General features: G+C 47.3%; 22 protein-coding genes. 1 reads left to right on the top strand and 21 read right to left on the bottom strand.

The window, feature by feature from the left end:
• Positions 1–167: 167 nt before the first annotated feature.
• The 15 genes from rnhB to rpsB all read right to left on the bottom strand — a co-directional run bounded on the left by rnhB (position 168) and on the right by rpsB (position 14236).
• Positions 168–749, bottom strand: a complete 582-nt coding sequence (gene rnhB / locus MJ770_RS08220; protein ID WP_239251131.1) for a ribonuclease HII — start codon at positions 747–749, stop codon at positions 168–170.
• Positions 746–1903, bottom strand: coding sequence for a lipid-A-disaccharide synthase (gene lpxB, locus MJ770_RS08215; protein ID WP_239251130.1), 1158 nt, complete (start codon positions 1901–1903; stop codon positions 746–748). Before lpxB ends, rnhB begins: the two co-directional genes overlap by 4 nt.
• A gap of 9 nt (positions 1904–1912) precedes the next feature.
• The gene (lpxA, locus tag MJ770_RS08210) at positions 1913–2683 is read right to left on the bottom strand and encodes an acyl-ACP--UDP-N-acetylglucosamine O-acyltransferase (RefSeq protein WP_239251129.1); all 771 of its coding nucleotides are present in this window, start codon (positions 2681–2683) and stop codon (positions 1913–1915) included.
• Positions 2683–3135, bottom strand: a complete 453-nt coding sequence (fabZ, locus tag MJ770_RS08205) for a 3-hydroxyacyl-ACP dehydratase FabZ (RefSeq protein ID WP_239251128.1) — start codon at positions 3133–3135, stop codon at positions 2683–2685. Before fabZ ends, lpxA begins: the two co-directional genes overlap by 1 nt.
• Positions 3135–4175: a UDP-3-O-(3-hydroxymyristoyl)glucosamine N-acyltransferase gene (lpxD, locus tag MJ770_RS08200; RefSeq protein WP_239251127.1), complete on the bottom strand. Its 1041-nt coding sequence runs from the start codon at positions 4173–4175 to the stop codon at positions 3135–3137. The genes fabZ and lpxD overlap by 1 nt, the downstream gene beginning before the upstream one ends.
• A gap of 23 nt (positions 4176–4198) precedes the next feature.
• Positions 4199–4702, bottom strand: coding sequence for an OmpH family outer membrane protein (locus MJ770_RS08195; protein WP_239251126.1), 504 nt, complete (start codon positions 4700–4702; stop codon positions 4199–4201).
• Positions 4703–4720: 18 nt separating this feature from the next.
• Positions 4721–6997 (bottom strand): outer membrane protein assembly factor BamA, encoded by a 2277-nt coding sequence (gene bamA / locus MJ770_RS08190; protein ID WP_239251125.1) that lies wholly within the window; start codon positions 6995–6997, stop codon positions 4721–4723.
• Positions 6998–7010: 13 nt separating this feature from the next.
• On the bottom strand, positions 7011–8363 hold the full coding sequence (gene rseP / locus MJ770_RS08185) for an RIP metalloprotease RseP (RefSeq protein ID WP_239251124.1): 1353 nt from the start codon (positions 8361–8363) through the stop codon (positions 7011–7013).
• Positions 8360–9568, bottom strand: coding sequence for a 1-deoxy-D-xylulose-5-phosphate reductoisomerase (gene ispC, locus MJ770_RS08180; protein WP_239251123.1), 1209 nt, complete (start codon positions 9566–9568; stop codon positions 8360–8362). The genes rseP and ispC overlap by 4 nt, the downstream gene beginning before the upstream one ends.
• Positions 9565–10386 carry a phosphatidate cytidylyltransferase gene (locus tag MJ770_RS08175; RefSeq protein ID WP_239251122.1) on the bottom strand — a complete coding sequence of 274 codons (822 nt, stop codon included), beginning with the start codon at positions 10384–10386 and terminating at the stop codon, positions 9565–9567. The genes ispC and MJ770_RS08175 overlap by 4 nt, the downstream gene beginning before the upstream one ends.
• On the bottom strand, positions 10386–11159 hold the full coding sequence (locus MJ770_RS08170) for an isoprenyl transferase (protein ID WP_239251121.1): 774 nt from the start codon (positions 11157–11159) through the stop codon (positions 10386–10388). The genes MJ770_RS08175 and MJ770_RS08170 overlap by 1 nt, the downstream gene beginning before the upstream one ends.
• 103 nt (positions 11160–11262) lie before the next feature.
• Positions 11263–11820 carry a ribosome recycling factor gene (gene frr / locus MJ770_RS08165; protein WP_239251120.1) on the bottom strand — a complete coding sequence of 186 codons (558 nt, stop codon included), beginning with the start codon at positions 11818–11820 and terminating at the stop codon, positions 11263–11265.
• A gap of 15 nt (positions 11821–11835) precedes the next feature.
• On the bottom strand, positions 11836–12558 hold the full coding sequence (pyrH, locus tag MJ770_RS08160) for a UMP kinase (protein WP_239251119.1): 723 nt from the start codon (positions 12556–12558) through the stop codon (positions 11836–11838).
• Positions 12559–12562: 4 nt separating this feature from the next.
• Positions 12563–13441 (bottom strand): translation elongation factor Ts, encoded by an 879-nt coding sequence (tsf, locus tag MJ770_RS08155; protein ID WP_239251118.1) that lies wholly within the window; start codon positions 13439–13441, stop codon positions 12563–12565.
• A gap of 69 nt (positions 13442–13510) precedes the next feature.
• The gene (rpsB, locus tag MJ770_RS08150) at positions 13511–14236 is read right to left on the bottom strand and encodes a 30S ribosomal protein S2 (protein WP_239251117.1); all 726 of its coding nucleotides are present in this window, start codon (positions 14234–14236) and stop codon (positions 13511–13513) included.
• A gap of 543 nt (positions 14237–14779) precedes the next feature.
• On the opposite strand from rpsB, the gene MJ770_RS08145 reads away from it, so the two are divergent.
• Entirely contained in the window at positions 14780–15046 is a 267-nt protein-coding gene (locus MJ770_RS08145) for a hypothetical protein (RefSeq protein ID WP_239251116.1), read from the top strand.
• A 63-nt stretch (positions 15047–15109) separates the two neighbouring features.
• Here MJ770_RS08145 and rimO read toward each other — a convergent pair whose 3' ends face one another.
• The 6 genes from rimO to surE form a co-directional block, all read right to left on the bottom strand.
• Entirely contained in the window at positions 15110–16432 is a 1323-nt protein-coding gene (gene rimO / locus MJ770_RS08140) for a 30S ribosomal protein S12 methylthiotransferase RimO (RefSeq protein ID WP_239251115.1), read from the bottom strand.
• A 113-nt stretch (positions 16433–16545) separates the two neighbouring features.
• Entirely contained in the window at positions 16546–17325 is a 780-nt protein-coding gene (locus MJ770_RS08135; RefSeq protein ID WP_239251114.1) for a ZIP family metal transporter, read from the bottom strand.
• Positions 17326–17536: 211 nt separating this feature from the next.
• On the bottom strand, positions 17537–18391 hold the full coding sequence (locus MJ770_RS08130) for a radical SAM protein (RefSeq protein ID WP_239251113.1): 855 nt from the start codon (positions 18389–18391) through the stop codon (positions 17537–17539).
• Positions 18384–19322 carry a peptidoglycan DD-metalloendopeptidase family protein gene (locus tag MJ770_RS08125; protein ID WP_239251112.1) on the bottom strand — a complete coding sequence of 313 codons (939 nt, stop codon included), beginning with the start codon at positions 19320–19322 and terminating at the stop codon, positions 18384–18386. Before MJ770_RS08125 ends, MJ770_RS08130 begins: the two co-directional genes overlap by 8 nt.
• Positions 19319–19975 carry a protein-L-isoaspartate(D-aspartate) O-methyltransferase gene (locus MJ770_RS08120; protein ID WP_239251111.1) on the bottom strand — a complete coding sequence of 219 codons (657 nt, stop codon included), beginning with the start codon at positions 19973–19975 and terminating at the stop codon, positions 19319–19321. The genes MJ770_RS08125 and MJ770_RS08120 overlap by 4 nt, the downstream gene beginning before the upstream one ends.
• Positions 19972–20724 (bottom strand): 5'/3'-nucleotidase SurE, encoded by a 753-nt coding sequence (gene surE, locus MJ770_RS08115; RefSeq protein ID WP_239251110.1) that lies wholly within the window; start codon positions 20722–20724, stop codon positions 19972–19974. The genes MJ770_RS08120 and surE overlap by 4 nt, the downstream gene beginning before the upstream one ends.
• Positions 20725–20744 lie beyond the last annotated feature (20 nt).

The following is a 20744-nucleotide window of genomic DNA, read 5'->3' as shown; positions in this document are numbered from 1 at the left end:
TAACCCCACCCTTTGGCAAGACTTTACTGTCAGATTAAGTCTGAACTACTACATTAAAAGACAAATTAATTCCTGATACATAATGAAAAAGCAACTCCGTTTTACCTTTGCCCTTGTTCAAACTAATGCCGCATGAGTACAGTATTAGTTTGAACAGTTTCGCTTCATCATTTTTTCTGTTGCAATGCTTCTCGCACGGGCCGGAAGGTTTTTCTGTGTTCGGCGGTAACGCCATGTATGCTCAATGCCACCATGTGTGCTTTAGTTGGGTAGCCTTTGTGGGCAGCAAAGCCATATTGTGGATAGGTATCATGCAACAGCAGCATGGCTGCGTCTCGCGCGGTTTTAGCTAATATTGAGGCTGCCGAGATGGATGCAACGGTGCTATCCCCTCGCACAATGGCACGGCTCGGCAGGCCCGTATCTGGGCAATGCAGGCCATCGACCAAAACTTCATGCGGTCGAATTTGCAGCATTTCAATTGCGCGATGCATAGCCAACAGGCTGGCACGTAAAATATTAATGGTATCGATTTCTTTGGCTGACGCTTCAGCAATCGCCCACGCCAAGGCATGTTGCTTTATTTCCAATGCCAGAGCATTGCGTCGCTTTTCACTGAGTTTTTTGGAATCGTTCAGTCCCTTAATTGGTCGGCAGTTGTCCAATATTACTGCAGCGGCATAGACTGGTCCGGCTAACGGGCCGCGCCCGGCTTCATCTACTCCACAGATGAGCAAGGTGTTGTTCAATTTTGTTCGCCCAAATAGGGCAGGATAGCCTGCGCTGCCTTGTAAGCGTTGTCTTGTTTAAGCATGAAATGCATGTTGGTGAAGATTGTTTCCAGCTCAGCCACTGCCTGTTCGTCGAACAGCAAGTTCAGCAGCGCTTGCGCCAGGTTCTCTGGCGTCGCATCGTGTTGCAACAATTCCGGCACTACGAATTTCCCGGCCAGTATATTTGGCAGACCAACATAAGGTTGGTATTTTTTGCGCTGCATTACCCACCATGATAAGGCTGGCATTTTGTAGGTAATCACCATGGGCCGTTTTAATAGCGCAGTTTCCAGGGTAGCGGTACCTGATGCAACGAGTACTATATCCGCCGCGATAATTGCATCATGCGCATGGCCAAACAGGATCGTTATCGGCAGATTCTGTCCCTCGCACTGGCGCAAGGTTTCGTCAAAAATACGGCGTGTTTCTTTACTGGCCAACGGTACCAGAAACCTTGCCTCAGGCAGCGTTTGTAAAATGAGTTTCGCTGTTTCGATATAGGTTGCAGCCAGATAATTCACCTCACTTTGTCTGCTTCCAGGCAGAAAGGCGAACACTTTACTTTGCATGGGCAAACGAAATTTCTGGCGCATTGCGACTCGATTAGGCGCCAGTGGCAGCATATCCGCCAACGGGTGGCCGACAAAGGTTACCGGAATACCTTCTTTTTCATATAGCGGTGCTTCGAATGGAAACAGCGCCAGCATGTGCGAGACAGCTCGTTTAATTTTGTGGATGCGTTCGCCGCGCCACGCCCAAATGGAGGGACTGACATAATGTACGACGGGTATGCCGCGTGCTTTGAGTTTAAGTTCTAAATCAAAATTGAAGTCTGGCGCATCAACGCCAATGAATAAATCTGGAGGATTAGTACAAAAATATGTCCGCAGCTTGCGCCGTATGCCGACAATTTCATTGTAATGTTTTAACACTTCAACGTAACCGCGCACCGCGAGCTTTTCCATCGGAAATAATACTTGCATTCCCACTGCCTGCATCTTGGGACCACCGATTCCGATGAATTGCACGCCGGGCATTGCCAGTTTGAGCGCTTCCATCAGATGGCAACCCAGCAGATCGCCAGAAGCTTCACCGGCGACGATGCCGATCACTTTTACTGCCTTTGTCATTTATGCAAGTTAACGAATAATGCCGCGTTGCGAGCGACCGATAAAATCAACCAGTGTATTTAATTCCAGGTAGGTTACAGCCTGCTCCGCAATGGCGACTTTAGCCTGCGCCAGTGTCAGTTCGGATTTGTATAAGGTTTTGTAGGCACGCTTAATCGCCATTACCGCATCTCTTGAAAAACCATGCCGCTTCAAACCTTCAGAGTTGGTACCGTAGGGTGTAGCAGGATTGCCCGCAGCCGTTATATAAGGTGGAATGTCTTGCAGCAAAATCGTCCCCATTCCGGTTATCGCATGCGCGCCAATTTGACAGAATTGGTGTACTACGGTGAATCCGCCAAGAATGGCATAATCTGCAACATCTACATGCCCGGCCAGCTGTGCGTTGTTGGCAAAAACGGTGTGGTTACCGATCTGGCAGTCGTGTGCCAAATGCACATAGGCCATGATCCAGTTGTTGTTTCCCACACGTGTTATGCCAACACCCTGTGAGGTGCCTAAATTGAAGGTACAAAATTCACGTATGGTGTTGTTATCACCAATTTCCAGGCGGGTCTGCTCGCCCGCATATTTTTTGTCTTGCGGAATTTCACCCAGTGAACAAAACTGAAATATGCGATTGTGCTGGCCGATACTGGTGTGACCACTGATCACTACATGTGGGCCGACATGTGTGTTTTCGCCGATCTCAACGTGCTCGCCGATAATTGAGTACGCACCCACTTCAACGCTATCTGCCAGTTTAGCGTTTGGATGGATGAGCGCTGTCGGGTGACGCATTAAAGTGCCCGGACGGTACACATCAATTCAGCCTCTGTCACAATCTGCCCGTCTACTTCTGCAGTTGCTGAAAATTTCCATAGGCCGCGCGAATTACGAAGGATAGCTACCTTTAAAGTGAGTTGGTCACCTGCGCTCACTGGTTTCTTGAAACGCGCGCCATCAATGCCAACAAAATAATAAACTGATTTATCGTCTGGCTTTGTACCCAGGGTTTTAAATGTCAGGATTGCCGCAGCCTGCGCCATTGCTTCGATGATCAGTACGCCGGGCATGACCGGGTGATGTGGAAAATGGCCGTTAAAGAAAGGTTCATTGATGGTGACATTTTTCAATGCCACAATATTTTTGCTGGGTACGTACGACAGCACACGATCGATTAGTAGAAATGGATAACGGTGTGGCAAGTATTCCAAAACCTCATAGATGTCCATTTGGGTATCAGTGCTCATCAACTTTCTTTCCTTAATGTCTCAATTTCTTGCTGTAGTAATTTTATTTTTTTTGCCAGTTCATCCAGGTGACGCAGCTGGGCCGCATTTTTTCGCCACACGTCGTGCTTATTGAATGGGAAAATTCCAGTGTAAGTACCGGGCTCTCGAATAGATTTTCCTATCATCGTAAACGACGAAATTTCTACGTTATCTGATATCTGCGTATGCCCTAAAATGCCCGTCCCCCCACCGATGCGGCAATGGCGTCCGATAACAGCGCTACCCGCAATCCCAACACATGCTGCAATGGCGGTATGTGCGCCGACGCGTACGTTATGCGCGATCTGTATCTGGTTGTCTAGTTTGACTCCGTCTTCAATCACGGTGTCATCCAGCGCCCCGCGATCTATGGTGGTATTCGCGCCGATTTCCACATCATCGCCAACAACCACACGCCCGATTTGCGGAATTTTCAGCCAGTGATTTTCAGTCATCGCAATGCCAAAACCATCAGCGCCGATCACTGCGCCAGAATGCGCTATCAGTCTGTCTCCCAAAATGCAATTGTGATAAATCACGACGTGTGGGTATAAGCGTGCGTCTATGCCTATAGCTACCCCGGCACCAATACTGCAACCCGCCATAATCACACAGCCAGCACCTATCCTGGTATCGGCACCGATCACTACATTCGGACCAATACTGGCGCTCGGATCAATATGAGCACCTTCTTCAATCACAGCACTGGGGTGTATGCCTGGCACAACAGCAGTGGGAGGATTCAGAAAGGCTGAAGCCTTGGCGAAATACACATAAGGGTTGTCGCTTACGATACGGGGTAGTTGTGTTGCATCGGCGTCTGCCGTGCTTACAATAATGGCGCTGGCACGAGTATCAGCAAGCAACGGGCGATATTTTTCACTCGCCAAAAAAGTCAGATGGCCGACTTGCGCATTTTCAAGCGTTGCTATTTGATTGACTGTTATCTCGGCATTGCCCAACAACTGACCACCGAAACGTGCTGCGATTTCTTTAAGACTATAGTCTGTCCGTTTCATGCAATTTAAACCAACCTGGTGTCTTATTTAGCATCGTTCATATATTTTATAACTTTTTCGGTAATATCAATTTTTGGGTTGTGATAAACAGCCTCTTGCAATATTAAGTCATACTTTTCTTTTTCTGCAAGCTCTTGAATAGCCTTGTTAGCATGCTCCAGAATAACTGACATTTCTTCATTTTTACGCAGGTTCAAGTCTTCACTGAAAGTACGCTGCATGCGTTGCAGGTTCACATTGAGATTGGCCAGTTCACGCTCTTTGTCACGTTTTTTGGCATTTGACAGTGTCAAACGCTCTTTTTCCAAGAAAAGTTGGAGCTCTTGCACATCTGTAGCGACCTTCTTGATTTTCTGATTGCGTACGGAAAATTCCTTTTCAATGTTTTTCTCGGCTTGCTCAGCGGCAGAAGATTCACGCATAATGCGTTCGGTGTTAACAATGCCAACCTTCAAATCTGCCGCCAATGCTTGAGTGCAGCCGAGCAAAAGTAATATTTGTAAAAGCCTCTTACTAAAAATTTTCATTTTTTTCTCCAGATGTAATTAAAATAATGAACCCAAAGTGAACTGGAATGGTTGCACTTTGTCACCAGACTGTTTGTTTAGCGGCACACCCACACTCACCTTGAGTGGGCCAACCGGCGATATCCAGGTAATAGCGAGCCCAGTAGAATAACGTAAGCTGTCACTTGCTGACAAACCTTGGCCAAACACGGAGCCCGCATCTACAAAAGCACTTAACCGAACTGACCTGTCTTTGGCCATTCCTGGTAATGGGAATAGCACTTCAGCGTTTCCGATTAAGCGCCTGGTACTTCCCAATGAATTATTGTTAATGTCCCGCGGCCCAATGGAAAACGGATTAAAACCACGCAACGAACCTGGTCCACCAGCATAGAAATTCTTGAAGAATGGGACTGGCTTACCACCATAGCCTTCCGCATATCCCGCTTCGCCATTCAGGAAGAAAGTAAAAGTTTTACTGATCGGATAGAACCACTGATGCTCATACGTGAGCTTATAAAACTGCTGGCTGGTGATCGGCACAGCTACTTCCACAAAAGCACGCTGCACTGTTCCCTCTGTAGTGTAAATAACGCTGTCCCGGTTATCTCGGCTCCATCCTACAGAGCCCAGCAGGTTACTTGTAGTAGGTCCAAAGTCATCGACAAATTTTTGTAATTGTAATGTGCTGTTTTCGAAAAGTGTCAGTTTAGTCTGTTCCGCCGATAAGCCATAAGTTGTGCTCTCGAAATCGCTGATTGGTATACCTAAACGTATGCCTCCACCCAGGGTTGAGGAGCGGAATGAGCTGATTGCCGTGGAGGTGGTATTTACGTCGCGTGTATATGCATCAAAACCTAGACTCATGCCATTGTCAGTGTAATAGGGGTTGGTATAAGACACTGAATAAACTTTATTAACCTTACCTGTATTAACCTGTGCAGACAGGCTGTTACCGGTACCAAACAAATTCCGCTGGGTGACAGAGCCATTGAACACCAGTCCAACGTTACTGGATATCCCCGCGCCGATTGAAAAATTTCCGGTAGATTTTTCCTTAACCGACAAACTAACATCTATCTGGTCATTTGAGCCCGGTACTGGAAGGGTTTCAAGATTTACTTCACTGAAGAAGTCCAAACGATCGACTTTTTGTTTCGATGTCTTAATCTTGGATGCGGAATACCACGCACTTTCCATTTGTCGAAATTCGCGCCGGATCACTGCGTCTCGAGTTTTAGTGTTACCTGTTATATCGATATGCCGTACATAAGCGCGCGCGCCAGGGTCGATCACATAGGTAAATCCCACTTCATGCTTTTCTTTATCTATATCCGGCACCGCATTGATATTAGCAAAGGCATAACCATCCTCACCAAGGCGGTCACCTATTTTCGTGATGGAATCGGTCATTACCTTGCGTGAAAATACATCTCCCACTTCAGCTTTAATCAGTTCGCGCGCTTCTTTATGGGACAAGATTTTCTCAGGGCCAGAAACCTCAATATTGGAAACTGTGTACTTAGCACCTTCGCTAATATTAATGGTGATGTAAATGTGTTCTTTGTTTGGCGAGATAGACACTTGGGTTGAGTCTACGGAAAATTCAAGATAACCAGCATCAAGGTAATATGAACGTATAACTTCCAAATCAGCAGACAGTTTTTGCTTGGAGTATTGATCATTTTTGGTAAACCAGCTTATCCAGTTTGGAGTATCAAGCTGCATCAACCCTTTCAATTCCTTTTCGCTGAAAGTTTCGTTACCGATAATGTTAATTTGCTTGATTTTAGAAGTTTCACCCTCGACCACATTAAAGACGATAGAGACCCGGTTGCGTTCTAACTCGGTGACAGTGGTGGTGAGGCTCACCCCATATTTACCGCGCGCTACATATTGACGCTTGAGTTCTTGCTCCGCCTTGTCCAAAGCGGATTTATCAAAAATGCGACCATCCGCCAGCCCCACCATTTTAAGATTTTCGCTCAGTGTATCTTTCGGAAAGTCTTTTACTCCGTTAATCTCAATGCTGGCGATAGACGGACGTTCGCGCACCACTACAATTAAAACTCCCTGTTGCATCTCAAGGCGTACGTCCTTGAAAAAGCCAGTGGAGAACAGTGCGCGGATAGCCGCAGCAGCATCTTCCTCGTTCAGTTTGTCACCGACCCTGACCGGTAAATAGCTAAAGACAGTGCCTGCCTCAGTACGCTGTATACCTTCTACACGAATATCCTTTACCTCGAAGGGTTCGATTGCTATGGCGGACGTGGCATATAACAGCGGGATAAGTCCCGCTAAATGTTTTAATTTCATGTATTGATTCAATCTAAAACAGACGGCTTAAATCGTTAAAAAACGCAAGAACCATCAACGTAACGAGCAGCGCAATACCAATTTTTTGTCCTATCTCCCAAACTTTATCGGGCATCGGACTACCTTTAATTAACTCGACGGTATAATACAGCAAATGGCCCCCATCTAATAAGGGTATGGGCAGCAAATTCAATACTCCGAGGCTAATACTGATAAGCGCCAGAAAATTTATGTACGAGACCAAACCCATCTGCGCAGACTGTCCAGCATAATCAGCAATGGTAATTGGCCCGCTCAGGTTTTTCAACGACATATCGCCTGTCACCATTTTTCCCAGCGCCTTCAAACTCACCTTGCTAATTTCCCATGTTTTGCGTACAGCATGACCGAATGCTGCAAGCGGAGCATATTGCACATTAGTCATCAAGGCGTCGAACTCACGCTGGTCTATGTGCGGTGCGGCTCCAATTTTACCTACCGTTATGTCCCCTTCGTCGGTTGCTTCAGGTGTGAGATCAAGGACTCGTAGCGTGCCATTTCGTTCAATCTCCAGCCGCATTAATTGTCCCGGATGAGCACGCACGGCTTCTACCAAGTCTTTCCAGTTTTCGATATCCTGCCCATCCACGCTCAGGATTTTGTCGTCCATGAGTATTCCTGCACGCTGAGCAACCCCACCTTCTACCAATTTTCCGATGACGGGACGCACCACCGGTTGATAAGGTTGCAAACCGAGAGAGTCCAAAAAATTTTCATCCATATCAGCAGAGGTGAGCGCTTTCAGGCTGAGCTCATGCCGGACTATTTCTCCCTGTGCAGTACGCGCTTCTATGCGTGCTTCGGTAGCACCCTGCAGAGCGAGATCCAATAAGACCCAGCTCATTTGCTCCCAGCTCGGAATGGCTTGCTCATTAATACTGACGATCGTTTCCTGCGCTTGCAGTGATGCGGCTTCTGCAGCGGTATGTGGTAATACTTCTCCCAGCAAGGGTTTCAGGCTCGGCACGCCATAGATGAATAACGCCCAAAATAGGAAAATAGCCAGCAGCAGGTTGGCCGCCGGCCCGGCCACCACGATAGCTATGCGTTGCAGCACGGGCTTACGGTTGAATGCAGAATGCAGCTCATCCGCAGCCACTTTACCTTCACGTTCATCCAGCATTTTGACATAACCGCCTAATGGAATAGCGGAGATCACCCAATCCGTCTCGCTATTTTTGAAGCGTTTGCTGTAAATTTCCTTGCCAAATCCAACTGAAAAACGTAGCACCTTCACACCGCACCATCGAGCTACCGAGTAGTGCCCTAGCTCGTGGAACACTACTAGTATCGCTATCGCACCAATGAAAGCCAGTAGTGTAATCATGATAAATAAGTCGTACTTTTTATTAAATCATTTGCCACTACACGCGCAGCGGCATCGGCACTTAACACATCCTCCAACGTGTTAACCGCGGTTACCGGCAAGTCAGCTAGTACATTTTCTATCAGGCGTGGAATAGCAAGAAAAGAAATTTGTTTATTCAGGAATGCAGCCACGGCAATTTCATTTGCCGCATTGAGCACGGCAGGAGCTGTACCACCAGCTCGTAAGGCTTGATAAGCTAGAGCAAGACCTGGGAAACGAATAAAATCCGGTGCGACAAAATCAAGTGTCGCCACCTTTAGCAGATCCAACGGTTCTGCACCCGCTTCGATGCGTTCTGGGTAAGCCAATGCATAAGCAATCGGGGTGCGCATGTCCGGGTTGCCCAACTGCGCCAGTACCGAACCGTCTACATACTGCACCAGCGAATGAATAATACTTTGCGGATGCACCACGACCTGAATCGCATCGGCTGATGCGTTAAACAACCAGTGTGCCTCAATGACTTCCAGCCCCTTGTTTATCATGGTGGCGGAGTCTACTGAAATTTTGCGTCCCATTGCCCAATTAGGGTGCGCGCACGCTTGTTCTGGTGTGACTTGTTGCAATTCAGATAAAGTCGCATTGAGAAAAGGACCACCAGAGGCAGTGAGCAAAATTTTACTTACTCCGCTGGCAGTTAAACTATCTGTTTGATGACGGGAATAGTTATGGGGCAAAGCCTGAAAGATGGCGTTATGCTCGCTGTCAATGGGCAATAGCGTAGCGCCGTGTTCTTGCACTAAGTCCATGAACACTCGCCCCGCCATTACCAGTGCTTCTTTATTTGCCAATAAGATTTTCTTGCCTGAGCGTGCAGCAGCCAGCGTAGGACGCAACCCTGCTGCACCGACAATAGCGGCCATTACTGTGTCTACTTCCGGCAATGACGCAACCCGCTCCAGCGCTGCGGCACCACATAGAACTTCAACATCCAGGCCAGCTCCGGCGATACGCTGCTCCAGGCGAGTGGCGGCTCCCTCATCTATCAATACAGCATAGCGTGGCGCAAAACGAATGCATTGCTCAAACAGAGTGTTGTCTTGACTCTGTGCGGTGAGTGCCAAGACACGGTAGCGCTCAGGGTGGCGCGCCACCACATCCAAAGTGCTTACCCCTATGCTACCCGTAGAACCAAGTATGGTGAGATGGCTTATGTTTGTCATGCCATCCTTTGGAATAAAATCACCATAGCAGCCAATGGTAAAGTGGAGGTCAGAGCATCAATGCGATCGAGCAGACCACCATGACCAGGAAGCAATACGCCGCTATCTTTGACGCCTGCTTGTCGCTTAACGGCTGACTCAAACAAATCACCAATTACCGCCAGCCCCACCCATCCCCAAGATGCCATTAGTAAGCCAAACAGTGCTGCGTTGTCAGTTAAAAGATCATTTGAGTAAACAATCAACAGTACATAAACAGTAACACCGAGCAGCGCGCCGAACACGCCTTCCCAAGTTTTACCAGGACTAATATTGGGCGCAAGTTTGTGCTTGCCAAATTTCCGTCCGCTAAAATAAGCCGCTATATCTGCAACCCATACTAAACCCATCACCCCCAATAACCACCAGGGATTTAGCATGCGCAAATCTATCATCGCCAAGCCAGTTGGAATCAATAGTATCCAACCAGTTAGCATCATCAATAGCGGTTGGCGCACTTGCCAACGAGCTATCAACCATAGTGGCACCATAATTAGCCATAATAACGCTGACATGCCGTATATCAGCATATGCAATGACACAAACTGCTCAGGATATTGCGCATCAAGCCAAACGATGCCCAACATCACAGTCAAAGTCAGCACCAAATAAACAGTGGTAGTCTTTTTGGATAACTCGGATAAGCGTGCCCATTCAAATGACGCTTGCATTGTAATGATAATTACCAGCGCAGCCCACCCCAAAGAGGGTAATAAAAACAGTGCAAACAGAAACAGCCCCAGCAGAATAAGGGCTGTGATCGCACGCTGCTTAAGCACTATTTTTTTTCATCCTGCATTCGTTCGTTGAGAACTTGGTCGCTCGTTCGGCCGAAGCGACGCTCCCGTGCATAATAAGACTGAATAGCCAATTTCAATGCTTCGCCATCAAAGGCTGGCCACAGCGTATCGGTGAAATATAACTCGGTATAAGCCAGTTGCCAAAGCAGAAAGTTGCTGATGCGTTGTTCACCGCCAGTACGGATAAATAAATCCGGTTCAGGCGCATAATTCATGGCAAGATGTGCTTCCAGGTCTTCTTCATTCAATCCGCCAGCCAGATCAGGGTGCTTTTGCAGCATGGTCTGCATGGCTTGCATAATATCCCAACGTCCACCGTAGTCGGCAGCAACTGTAAGCGTCAAGCTACCATTATCAGCGGTCAATTGTTCCGCGTCCACAATACATTGATTAAGATTGTCATCGAAACGGCTACGATCACCGATTATTTTTAGCCTTATGTTATTTTCGTGCAACTTGCTTACTTCACGTTGAAGCATTTTCAGGAATAGTTGCATCAGGAAGGAAACTTCGTCAGCTGGGCGGCGCCAGTTCTCACTACTAAAGGCAAACAGGGTCAGGTATTCGACCCCCAGTTCGCGGCAGGCTTTCACAACCTCGCGTACTGTTTCCACGCCGCGCTGATGCCCTGCAATACGTGGCAGAAAACGCTGCTTCGCCCAGCGACCGTTACCATCCATGATGATGGCAATATGTCGTGGCACTTGAAGTATTGCCGGGGCGGTGCGGGTGGAACTTTGAAATAACGCCATTAAGTACCCCTGAAGCAATCTCGCGAGGTCAGCGACCATATTGGACGTACAAACGAGCAATGCACTCGCTTGCTCATGATATGCCACTCCATATGCAGTTCAGTTAAACCGCCATCAGGTCTACTTCTTTTTTTTGCAGCAACTTGTCTGCATCAAGCACGAAATGGTCAGTAAGTTTCTGTATCTCATCTTGCCCGCGGCGCTCATCATCCTCGCTAATTTCTTTATCCTTGACCATTTTTTTAAGGTACTCATTAGAATCGCGCCGTATGTTGCGTATCGCCACCTTCGCGCCCTCCGTCTCACTTCGCACGACCTTAATCAAGTCACGGCGACGTTCTTCGGTCAGCATCGGCATGGGCACTCGGATTAAATCCCCATTTGTTGCAGGGTTCAGTCCCAGATCAGCATCGCGAATTGCTTTTTCCACCGGTACAATCATGTTTTTTTCCCACGGCTGCACTCCAATGGTACGTGAATCAATCAGCGTTACATTTGCAATCTGGCTAATCAACGTGGGACTACCATAATAATCAACAGTCACATGATCCAGAATACCAGTGTGTGCCCTACCAGTGCGAATCTTGCCGAAGTCCACTTTGAGTGTTTCCAGCGTCTTATTCATCTTCTGTTCAGCATTTTTTTTGATATCAGAAATCATTACATTTACCCTCCATCAGTTACAGTGCACTAGCGTCCCTTCATCCTGTCCCATCACTACGCGCTGAAGCGCGCCATGCTTAAAGATACTGAATACAATGATTGGCAAGTTCTGATCACGACACAAGGTCAATGCAGTGGCATCCATCACCTTAAGGTTTCTGTTAATCGCTTCATCAAAACTCAATTTCTGATAACGAGTAGCGGCGGAATTAAGTTTCGGGTCGTCGGTATACACTCCGTCCACTTTGGTTGCCTTTATGACAACTTCCGCATCCATTTCAACACCCCGCAAGGCGGCGGCGGTGTCAGTAGTAAAAAATGGATTACCTGTGCCCGCAGCAAAAATCACTACTTTGCCATCTTCCAGGTAACGCAAGGCTTTGCCTCGTATAAATGGCTCTGCCACTTGCTCCAAATTTAGTGCTGACTGCACTCGGCAACCCAAACCGAAACGTTTCATAGCATCTTGCAAAGCCATGGCGTTCATTACGGTGGCCAACATTCCCATATAGTCAGCGTTGGCGCGATCCATTCCGGCAGCGGCTGGTGCAATGCCGCGAAAAATATTGCCCCCACCGACCACTACTGCCACCTGCACACCCAGTCTAACTACCTCACCAATCTCACTAACGATACGCTCAGTCACAGCACGGTTAATACCGTAGCTATCATCGCCCATCAGAGCTTCTCCGGAAAGCTTGAGCAGTATGCGCTTATATGCTGGAACAGCTGACATCTAGTTATACCTTCGCGGCAGCCGCAACTTCAGCAGCGTAATCTACTACCGCCTTCTCTATACCCTCACCCACCACAAACATCTGGAATGCATTAACTTTCGCGCCATGAGTGGACAATAATTTTTCTACCAAAATATCAGTATCCTTCACGAACGGTTGACCCAAAAGAGTAACTTCGGCCAAGTACTTGGCAATACGTCCATCCACCATTTTTTCAACGATGTTGGCTGGCTTTCCACTTTCCGCAGCTTGTGCTGTGTAAACTTTTCGTTCTGTATCAAGCAATTCCTGAGATACTTGATCTTTGGAAACACATATCGGTTTGCTCGCAGCGATGTGCATTGCCAAGTCTTTACCCAATGCGTCGTCACCACCGATGACATCTAGTAACACACCGATTTTGCTGCCGTGCAAATAAGTCACTACTTTGCCCTCTGTGCTATAACGAATGAAACGACGCACACTGACATTTTCCCCTAATTTCATGATCAGTGACTTGCGCGCATCTTCCACGCTGTCGCCACCCTCTAATACAACTGAAGACAGAGCTACAGCATCACTTGGATTATTTTGTGCAATGGCTTGTGCCACATTATTTGCAAATGCCATGAAGTCATCATTCTTGGCCATGAAATCCGTTTCGCAGTTCACTTCTACCAACGCACCGACTTTACCATCAGTGCTGATAAAAGCACTCACCAAGCCCTCAGCCGCTATACGAGAAGCCGCTTTACTTGCCTTGGCCCCACTCTTAATACGCAACAGTTCTTCAGCTGCCTTTAAATCGCCATCAGTTTCAACTAGTGCTTTTTTGCAATCCATCATGCCGAGGCCAGTTGCCTCACGTAGATCTTTTACCATGCCTGCGGTAATTTCCGCCATTCCGAACTCCTTGAAAAAACAACCTAAAAAAAGGGGCTCTCGCCCCCTTTTATCTAATAGAAAAGGAGCTTAAACCGCTTGCTCTTCAACCTGCGCTACGATTTCGTTAAGCGCTTGTTCGCGTCCTTCCAGTACTGCATCGGCCATTCCGCGTGCATATAAACGTATCGCTTGACTGGAGTCGTCGTTACCTGGGATGACATAATCCACACCTAAAGGATTATGGTTAGTGTCTACTACGCCTATAACCGGGATGTTCAATTTCTGCGCTTCCACGATGGTACCCTTTTGGTAACCAACATCAATCACAAAAATCGCGGTGGGCAAATTCTGCATATTTTTGATGCCACCAAGGCTGCGATCCAATTTTTCCAGCTCGCGTTGCATCATCAGGCCTTCCTTCTTGGAAATTTTTTCCATGGCCGCGCTATCCTGCATTATAGCTTCCAGCTCATGCAGACGTTTAACGGACTGCTGTACCGTTTTAAAATTAGTGAGCATACCGCCCAGCCAACGGTGATCAACGAAAGGACTGCTACAACGAAGTGCCTCTTCTTTCAGAATTTCACGCGCTTGACGTTTAGTCGCAACAAACAATATCGTGCCTTTATTGGCAGCAATCTTGCGCGCATACTTTAACGCGTCGTTATACATAACAACGGTTTTTTCCAGATTTATAATATGAATTTTGTTGCGATGGCCATAAATGAAAGGGGCCATTTTTGGATTCCAATAACGGGTTTGATGTCCGAAATGGACGCCCGCTTCCAGCATTTGACGCATAATTACAGCCATAGTTACTCCATGTGTTAAGGGTTAAGTCTTCCACTCGTCAGATCGACCTTTACAGGCACCCCAACATGAACGAGTGTGTGAATTTCCTGCTACTTAAGTTTTTGCAAATAAGCAGGGCGCGCATTATAACCTATGCGTCCAATCAACTCAAATGTAAGCTTTGACCGATCAGGCATGATCTTGAATGAGAGCTGCCTTTCCAACGCAGAGTATGCTTAAAAGCAAATAAACTGAGATCGAATGCAGGGATGAGTTGATCATGTCAAGGATGGTGATCAGCATGAAAAACATTGCTCTGATGTAGAGTCAACTTCTCAAAGTTAGTTGTCAATACGCGGAGTTCTTCAGTTTTAATCACGAAAATTAGCTAATTTGCACAGGATGTAGCACAGACTGATATTTAACAGCGGCATAGATAAATCCGAAATAGCTTAAATAGATTCCCAAGCAATCTTGCGCAATCACAGCACGGGCTACATCAATTGTATTTTCAAATTAATTAGATCAAAATACGCCGCTGATTGATATTTTAGGAATGCCTGTATGAATATAAAACTGTTGCAGCTATTGAATGGTGCTGAAGATAAATATCCGCATACTCTGGAACAGAAATTTCCACATGTTTTTAAAAAAATTATGGAGCTATGGGGATTGTCGGAAATTAATCAATATTTCATTGATTTGATGTTACATTCGCGTGCCGAGCAGCGGGAGGGCTTTCCGCTAGAAGCGGCTAAAGAGATCCTCGATCTAAGCCTGATACATGACGAACAAGCTAAAGCAAAGCAACTAAAAAGTAAAGCGTATTGATTCCATTTGAGCCTGACAGCTGCTAAAGGTTGAATTTGATTGAGCTAATCAGTAGTTGGCAGGTTAAACAATTTCTGCCCAAAGATCATGTGCATCCGAATCAATAACTTTGACATTCACAAAATCACCTATTTTTAATGTCTGGCCATTATTAATGTAAACCAGACCATCTATTTCAGGTGCATCAGCTGAACTTCGTGCAATTGCGCCCTCCTCGTCTACTTCATCTACCAACACCTGCATGACCTTACCTACTTTACATGCAAGGCGTTCGCCACTGATCTCTTCCTGTAATTGCATTAAACGGCCCAAGCGTTCTTGCTGGACTTCAAGTGGGATGTGATCCGGCAAATTATTGGCAACTGCACCTTCCACAGGGGAATACATAAATGCCCCAACACGATCAAGCTGAGCCATTTCGAGAAAGTCGAGCAGCTCTTCAAATTCTTCTTCTGTTTCACCGGGAAATCCAACAATAAAAGTACTACGTAAGGTAATGTCCGGACAGATTTTACGCCATTGCTGAATGCGCGTTAACACGTTTTCACTGCTGGCGGGACGTTTCATTAATTTAAGAATGCGCGCATTGGCGTGCTGAAAAGGAATATCCAGATAAGGGAGTATTTTTCCCTGTGCCATCAGTGGGATGACTTCATCTACATGTGGATAAGGATAAACGTAATGCAATCGAACCCATACGCCCAACTCACCCATCGATTGCACTAGCTCGGTCATACGCGTCTTTATCGGTCGCCCACCCCAGAATCCCGTGCGGTACTTTACATCCACTCCATAGGCACTTGTGTCTTGCGAGATCACCAGCAGTTCTTTCACTCCTGCGTTCACCAAGTTCTGTGCTTCCTGCATAACATCACCCACTGGTCGGCTCACCAGATCACCGCGCATGCTGGGGATGATGCAAAAGGTACAGCGATGGTTGCAGCCCTCTGAAATTTTCACATAAGCATAATGCTTGGGTGTCAGCCGTATGCCTTGCGGCGGGACCAGATCGCTGTATGGATCATGCAGCTTGGGTAAATGGACATGTATGGCTTCCATCACTTCATCTGTTGCATGCGGACCTGTGACTGCCAATACTTTTGGATGTGTTTCTTTCACCACATTGCCCTTGGCACCCAAGCAACCAGTAACAACAACCCTCCCATTTTCGGCTAGCGCCTCGCCGATCGCTTCAAGCGATTCTTCCACCGCACTGTCGATGAAGCCGCAAGTGTTAACGACCACCAAATCGGAATCTGTGTAGTTAGGAGAAATAATGTAACCCTCAGCACGCAAGCGAGTAAGGATATGTTCGGAATCCACCGTCGCCTTAGGGCAACCGAGAGATACAAAGCCGACTCGTGGCGCTGTGTTCTGTATGTTCATGTTTTAACTTTATATATTGAATTAAAATATTTTTTTTGCGGCCAGCTTTAGTTTGGCTGCCCATTCAACAATCGCGCAAAGAGTATTATCTGGTCATGCAGGAAAGGCCGTTTTCACTCTACCATTAACACGCTCATCAACCACACAGTTCCTACGCCCGATACAATCAGCACTACTTGCTGCATGGTATCGCGCAATTGCACACGCTTGTGCAATCCAGGTATGAGATCAGCCACCGCAACATAAATCATGCTTGCAGCTGCTAGCGCCAACAATGTCGGTATCCACGACTGCATGGTCTGCAAGGTAAAATATCCCAATATACCGCCTGCCACAGAGGCGAAACTGGATATTAAATTCAATTGAAAAGCACGTAGTTTGCTATAACCCGAATGCAACAGGATAGCGAAATCACCTACTTCCTGCGGAATTTCGTGTGCGATTATGGCCAGCGCCGTGACAAGTCCAAGGTGCACGTCGGTAAGAAAAGCCGCTGCGATGATGATGCCATCCACAAAGTTGTGAAAAGTGTCACCTATGATAATCATCATGCCACTGCGTCCTTGGTCAGCACCATGTTCTTCAGTGCTTACTAAGTGCGCTTCGCAATGTTCATGGTGGCAATGCCTCCACAGGACCAATTTTTCCAGAATAAAGAACAACAGGATGCCAAATAACACTGTGCCACTCAAAATAGCTACATTGGGAGTTAACTCGATTGCTTCGGGCAAAATATTCAGGAACACTGCTCCCAGCAGCGCACCTATTGCATAGCTCACCATACCACTAAGAAAATTCTGCTTACGGCTGCTTAAAGCGAATAATGCTGCACATGCTACACTCAATGTGCCACCTAAAATACAGGTGGTAATAATCCAAGCCAAAATGCTCATGGTGAGTTCAAGAAATAAATGAGGCGCGGATTATACCTAAAGGCAGGCAAGCAATTCTCTAAGTATTCGGTTAATTGCAGATGATCCAACCCCCTCGAAAACCAGAAAAGCTGAATAATTTCGATTTCTGCGCTTCATGTGTTCGACATATGCAGCGATACAGGTTTACATGTCGAAGAAAATTGCGTACTCGGAGATGGCTTCCCCATACTTATGTCGCCAGCTTCGTTTCTACTCCCAGCGCCCGAATGCGTATAGCGAACGCTTCCAATTGCCGCTCCGATAACGCGGCTAGTTTCGGTGCTTCAGGTTGTAATGCAGGGCGTGCCAGACTGTAAAGCAACACACCTTGAGGCTTGATGTTGTCATGTAGCAATGTAGTAATAAAATTCAAGAAATCATCCTCGTCCTGCTTGCTCGGCGGTTCACCATCCAGCATGAACCAGCAGGTTTGCAGCCATACCGGGCACAACGCGACGGCGGTGGTAAGATTCTCGCGTACCTTTATCAGACTTGTGCGGGTGTTGTTGGTTCGCTGCATGCCAGCCTTGCTGGCACGGTCAACCTTGAACCACACTTCACCATTTAGCTGCGCCATTTTACGCAGACCTTGTTGCACATTTTTGCGGTGCATAAGGCTGCCATTAGTGATAAGAACCAGTTTGATATGAGAAGGTAGTGCCAGTTCTTGCCTCAGCTTTCCGATGAGTGTTATAACTTGCTCAAATTCTTTGGCGCTGGTCGGTTCACCATTACCGGACAAGGCGATATCATTAATGCGGCGCGCTCCTTCCGGCACGCGTCGTTGCATGAAATCACCGTGCAGCAACTCGTTAAGGAAAACACGCAGCTCTTGTTCCAGCAGCGCCAGATCAACCACCGGAGCTGTGCCACGCTTGAGGTCCGGCACCTGGCAATATATACAGCGCCAATTGCAGGCATTATTGGTATTGAGATTAATGCCAACTGATACTCCGCCCGCCCGCCTCGACACTACAGGATAGACATAACGTAAATTCGCGCTGTCGCGACTGTGATCAGTTACATCAAGAGCAGTATTATTCAAGATTTTCGAGTGGCAAATAATTAGCAGGATCAACTGGCTTACCATAGCGGCGTATCTCGAAGTGCAGGCTGACCCGATCGGTATCCGTGTTGCCCATTTCTGCGATCTTCTGTCCTTTCAATATGTGCTGTCCTTCCTTTACCAGCAGCCGATCGTTATGAGCATAAGCGCTGAGATAAGCCTTGCTATGCTTGATGATAAGCAGCTTGCCATATCCGCGCAGGCCTTCACCGCTATATACGACTTTGCCCGCTAAGCTGGCAACTATTGGTTGACCCAGCTTACCAGCAATATCAATTCCCTTGCGACTGGCACTTTCAGAAAATCTGCTTATTATTGTTCCAGACGTTGGCATACCCCACTCCAGCGCACTTCCATTGTTATCAGCAATACCATTAACCCCGGCACTGGGTTTAATTTCAGGTTTAGCCTGAACCTTGGCCACCATCACAGATTCAGTTTGTTCAGGGGCATCCTGTATTTTTTCAATCTGAGTCACAGCCTGCTTGGTATACATCAGCTTGGCCACCTTAGGTTGGCTCTTGACGGGCACTTCAATAGGTGTGCTGTTATCCCCTTTTGAAGATCTGGCAGAGGGTAATCGTAGCGTCTGACCTACTAGAATCATGCCAACATTTTGAAGGCTATTCAGCTCGGCAATTTCACGATAATCCAGGCCATAGTTAAAAGCTATGCTATACAAAGTATCGCCTTTATTTACTACGTAATCCTGAGGACGTCCGTCTTCATCACGTGGTACAGCTTTTATGGATCGTGCGGTTTCAGGCACACCTGGTTTTTTCAGTATGGTTCCACGTTCCACTATAGGTGCATGAGGTCCGCTGGAAGAACAGCTTGCTATTACCGCTGCTGCAACAACAACTACAATAGCCTTGGACAATAATCGAAAGGTAATTTTTTTCAGCATCATCCTTTCCCCATCAATAGCGGCACGAATTTAACCGCTTCCAGCCGAGTTTCGCGGTAACCCTGCGGTCCACGCTCAATTAGCCATAGGGACTGTTCCTGTGCGCCCAAGGGCAGTACCATTCTACCACCCACAGCCAGCTGTTCTAGCAATGCCTGTGGTATATGCGTAGCTGCTGCCGCCATAATGATGCCATCAAATGGTGGGACTGCAGGCAAACCAATACTGCCATCGGCGTAACGCAAATTAACATTTCTTACCTGCAATTCTTTCAGGAAATCTGCCGCGCGCTCATATAGTGGTTGCAAACGTTCCACCGAATATACTTCCCGTGCCACCTGCGCTAGCACTGCTGCCTGATAACCACATCCGGTACCAACTTCAAGCACGCGGTTTAACGCTATGCCATTGCGCAGAATTTCAATCATGCGCGCCACTATATAAGGCTGAGAAATGGTCTGACCAAAACCAAGCGGTAACGCTACATCATCATAAGCACGGCTGGCCAGCGCCTCGTCGACAAATATGTGGCGCGGAACTGCATTCATTGCGGCCAGTACAACCTCATCCTTTATCCCTCGCACACGCAACCGTTCAATTAAACGTCCGCGTGTGCGCTGTGAGGTCATACCAATGCCACTATGGCGTCCACTCATGTAGCGTTACCTGCTAACCATGTTCCTACTGCATCGAGTTGGCTGTACTGCGTCAGATCCATTTGTAATGGCGTAATCGATATCCGGCGATGAGCAATGGCATGAAAATCCGTGCCCGCACCCGCATCCTGCTCTTTGCCAGCGGCACCAATCCAGTACACAGTTTCACCGTGCGGATTGGTACCTTTTACAACTGGCTCGGCCTTATGGCGCTTACCCAGGCGGGTTACTTCGCGGCCTTGTAATTGTTCGTAAGGAATATCTGGCACATTCACATTAAGCAACCATGGTAAAGAGTGGGTGCGTTTTTTAAATTGCTGCACTAGATCAGCCACCACACGCGCCGCAGTGTCGTAATGTGCCAACTCCCTACCCACCAACGATACGGCAATGGCAGGAATACCCAGCAAAAAACCTTCTGTCGCAGCTGCCACCGTGCCTGAATAAATTGTGTCGTCACCCATGTTGGCACCTGCATTAATGCCGGAGATAACCATATCCGGCTGGGTATCCAGCATGCCGGTAACAGCCAGATGCACGCAGTCGGTTGGTGTACCATTTACATAATAAAATCCGTTGGCTGCACGACGTAAATTGAGCGGGCGATCTAGCGTCAGAGAATTACTTGCACCGCTGCGATCGCGCTCTGGAGCAACCACTATTATTTCGGCAATGGTAGACAACGTTTCCGCAAGGCAAGCCAGGCCAGGCGAAAAATAACCATCATCATTGCTAAGCATAAGCTTCATATTACAACTATCCTTTTGTT

Origin of the sequence: Candidatus Nitrotoga sp. M5 (assembly GCF_927904885.1) — a bacterium.
Lineage (GTDB): Bacteria > Pseudomonadota > Gammaproteobacteria > Burkholderiales > Gallionellaceae > Nitrotoga.
This window is presented reverse-complemented; position numbering and strand designations above follow the sequence as displayed.

Excerpts from the sequence above, each read along its gene's own strand:
- MJ770_RS08145 (WP_239251116.1), top strand. The coding sequence starts at position 14,780 with ATGAATATAAAACTGTTGCAGCTATTGAATGGTGCTGAAGATAAATAT.
- rimO (WP_239251115.1), bottom strand. The coding sequence starts at position 16,432 with ATGAACATACAGAACACAGCGCCACGAGTCGGCTTTGTATCTCTCGGT.
- MJ770_RS08125 (WP_239251112.1), bottom strand. The coding sequence starts at position 19,322 with ATGATGCTGAAAAAAATTACCTTTCGATTATTGTCCAAGGCTATTGTA.
- bamA (WP_239251125.1), bottom strand. The coding sequence starts at position 6,997 with ATGAAATTAAAACATTTAGCGGGACTTATCCCGCTGTTATATGCCACG.
- ispC (WP_239251123.1), bottom strand. The coding sequence starts at position 9,568 with ATGACAAACATAAGCCATCTCACCATACTTGGTTCTACGGGTAGCATA.
- MJ770_RS08120 (WP_239251111.1), bottom strand. The coding sequence starts at position 19,975 with ATGAGTGGACGCCATAGTGGCATTGGTATGACCTCACAGCGCACACGC.
- MJ770_RS08195 (WP_239251126.1), bottom strand. The coding sequence starts at position 4,702 with ATGAAAATTTTTAGTAAGAGGCTTTTACAAATATTACTTTTGCTCGGC.
- tsf (WP_239251118.1), bottom strand. The coding sequence starts at position 13,441 with ATGGCGGAAATTACCGCAGGCATGGTAAAAGATCTACGTGAGGCAACT.
- frr (WP_239251120.1), bottom strand. The coding sequence starts at position 11,820 with ATGATTTCTGATATCAAAAAAAATGCTGAACAGAAGATGAATAAGACG.
- rpsB (WP_239251117.1), bottom strand. The coding sequence starts at position 14,236 with ATGGCTGTAATTATGCGTCAAATGCTGGAAGCGGGCGTCCATTTCGGA.
- rseP (WP_239251124.1), bottom strand. The coding sequence starts at position 8,363 with ATGATTACACTACTGGCTTTCATTGGTGCGATAGCGATACTAGTAGTG.
- lpxA (WP_239251129.1), bottom strand. The coding sequence starts at position 2,683 with ATGCGTCACCCGACAGCGCTCATCCATCCAAACGCTAAACTGGCAGAT.
- fabZ (WP_239251128.1), bottom strand. The coding sequence starts at position 3,135 with ATGAGCACTGATACCCAAATGGACATCTATGAGGTTTTGGAATACTTG.
- MJ770_RS08170 (WP_239251121.1), bottom strand. The coding sequence starts at position 11,159 with ATGGCGTTATTTCAAAGTTCCACCCGCACCGCCCCGGCAATACTTCAA.
- pyrH (WP_239251119.1), bottom strand. The coding sequence starts at position 12,558 with ATGTCAGCTGTTCCAGCATATAAGCGCATACTGCTCAAGCTTTCCGGA.
- surE (WP_239251110.1), bottom strand. The coding sequence starts at position 20,724 with ATGAAGCTTATGCTTAGCAATGATGATGGTTATTTTTCGCCTGGCCTG.
- lpxB (WP_239251130.1), bottom strand. The coding sequence starts at position 1,903 with ATGACAAAGGCAGTAAAAGTGATCGGCATCGTCGCCGGTGAAGCTTCT.
- MJ770_RS08135 (WP_239251114.1), bottom strand. The coding sequence starts at position 17,325 with ATGAGCATTTTGGCTTGGATTATTACCACCTGTATTTTAGGTGGCACA.
- lpxD (WP_239251127.1), bottom strand. The coding sequence starts at position 4,175 with ATGAAACGGACAGACTATAGTCTTAAAGAAATCGCAGCACGTTTCGGT.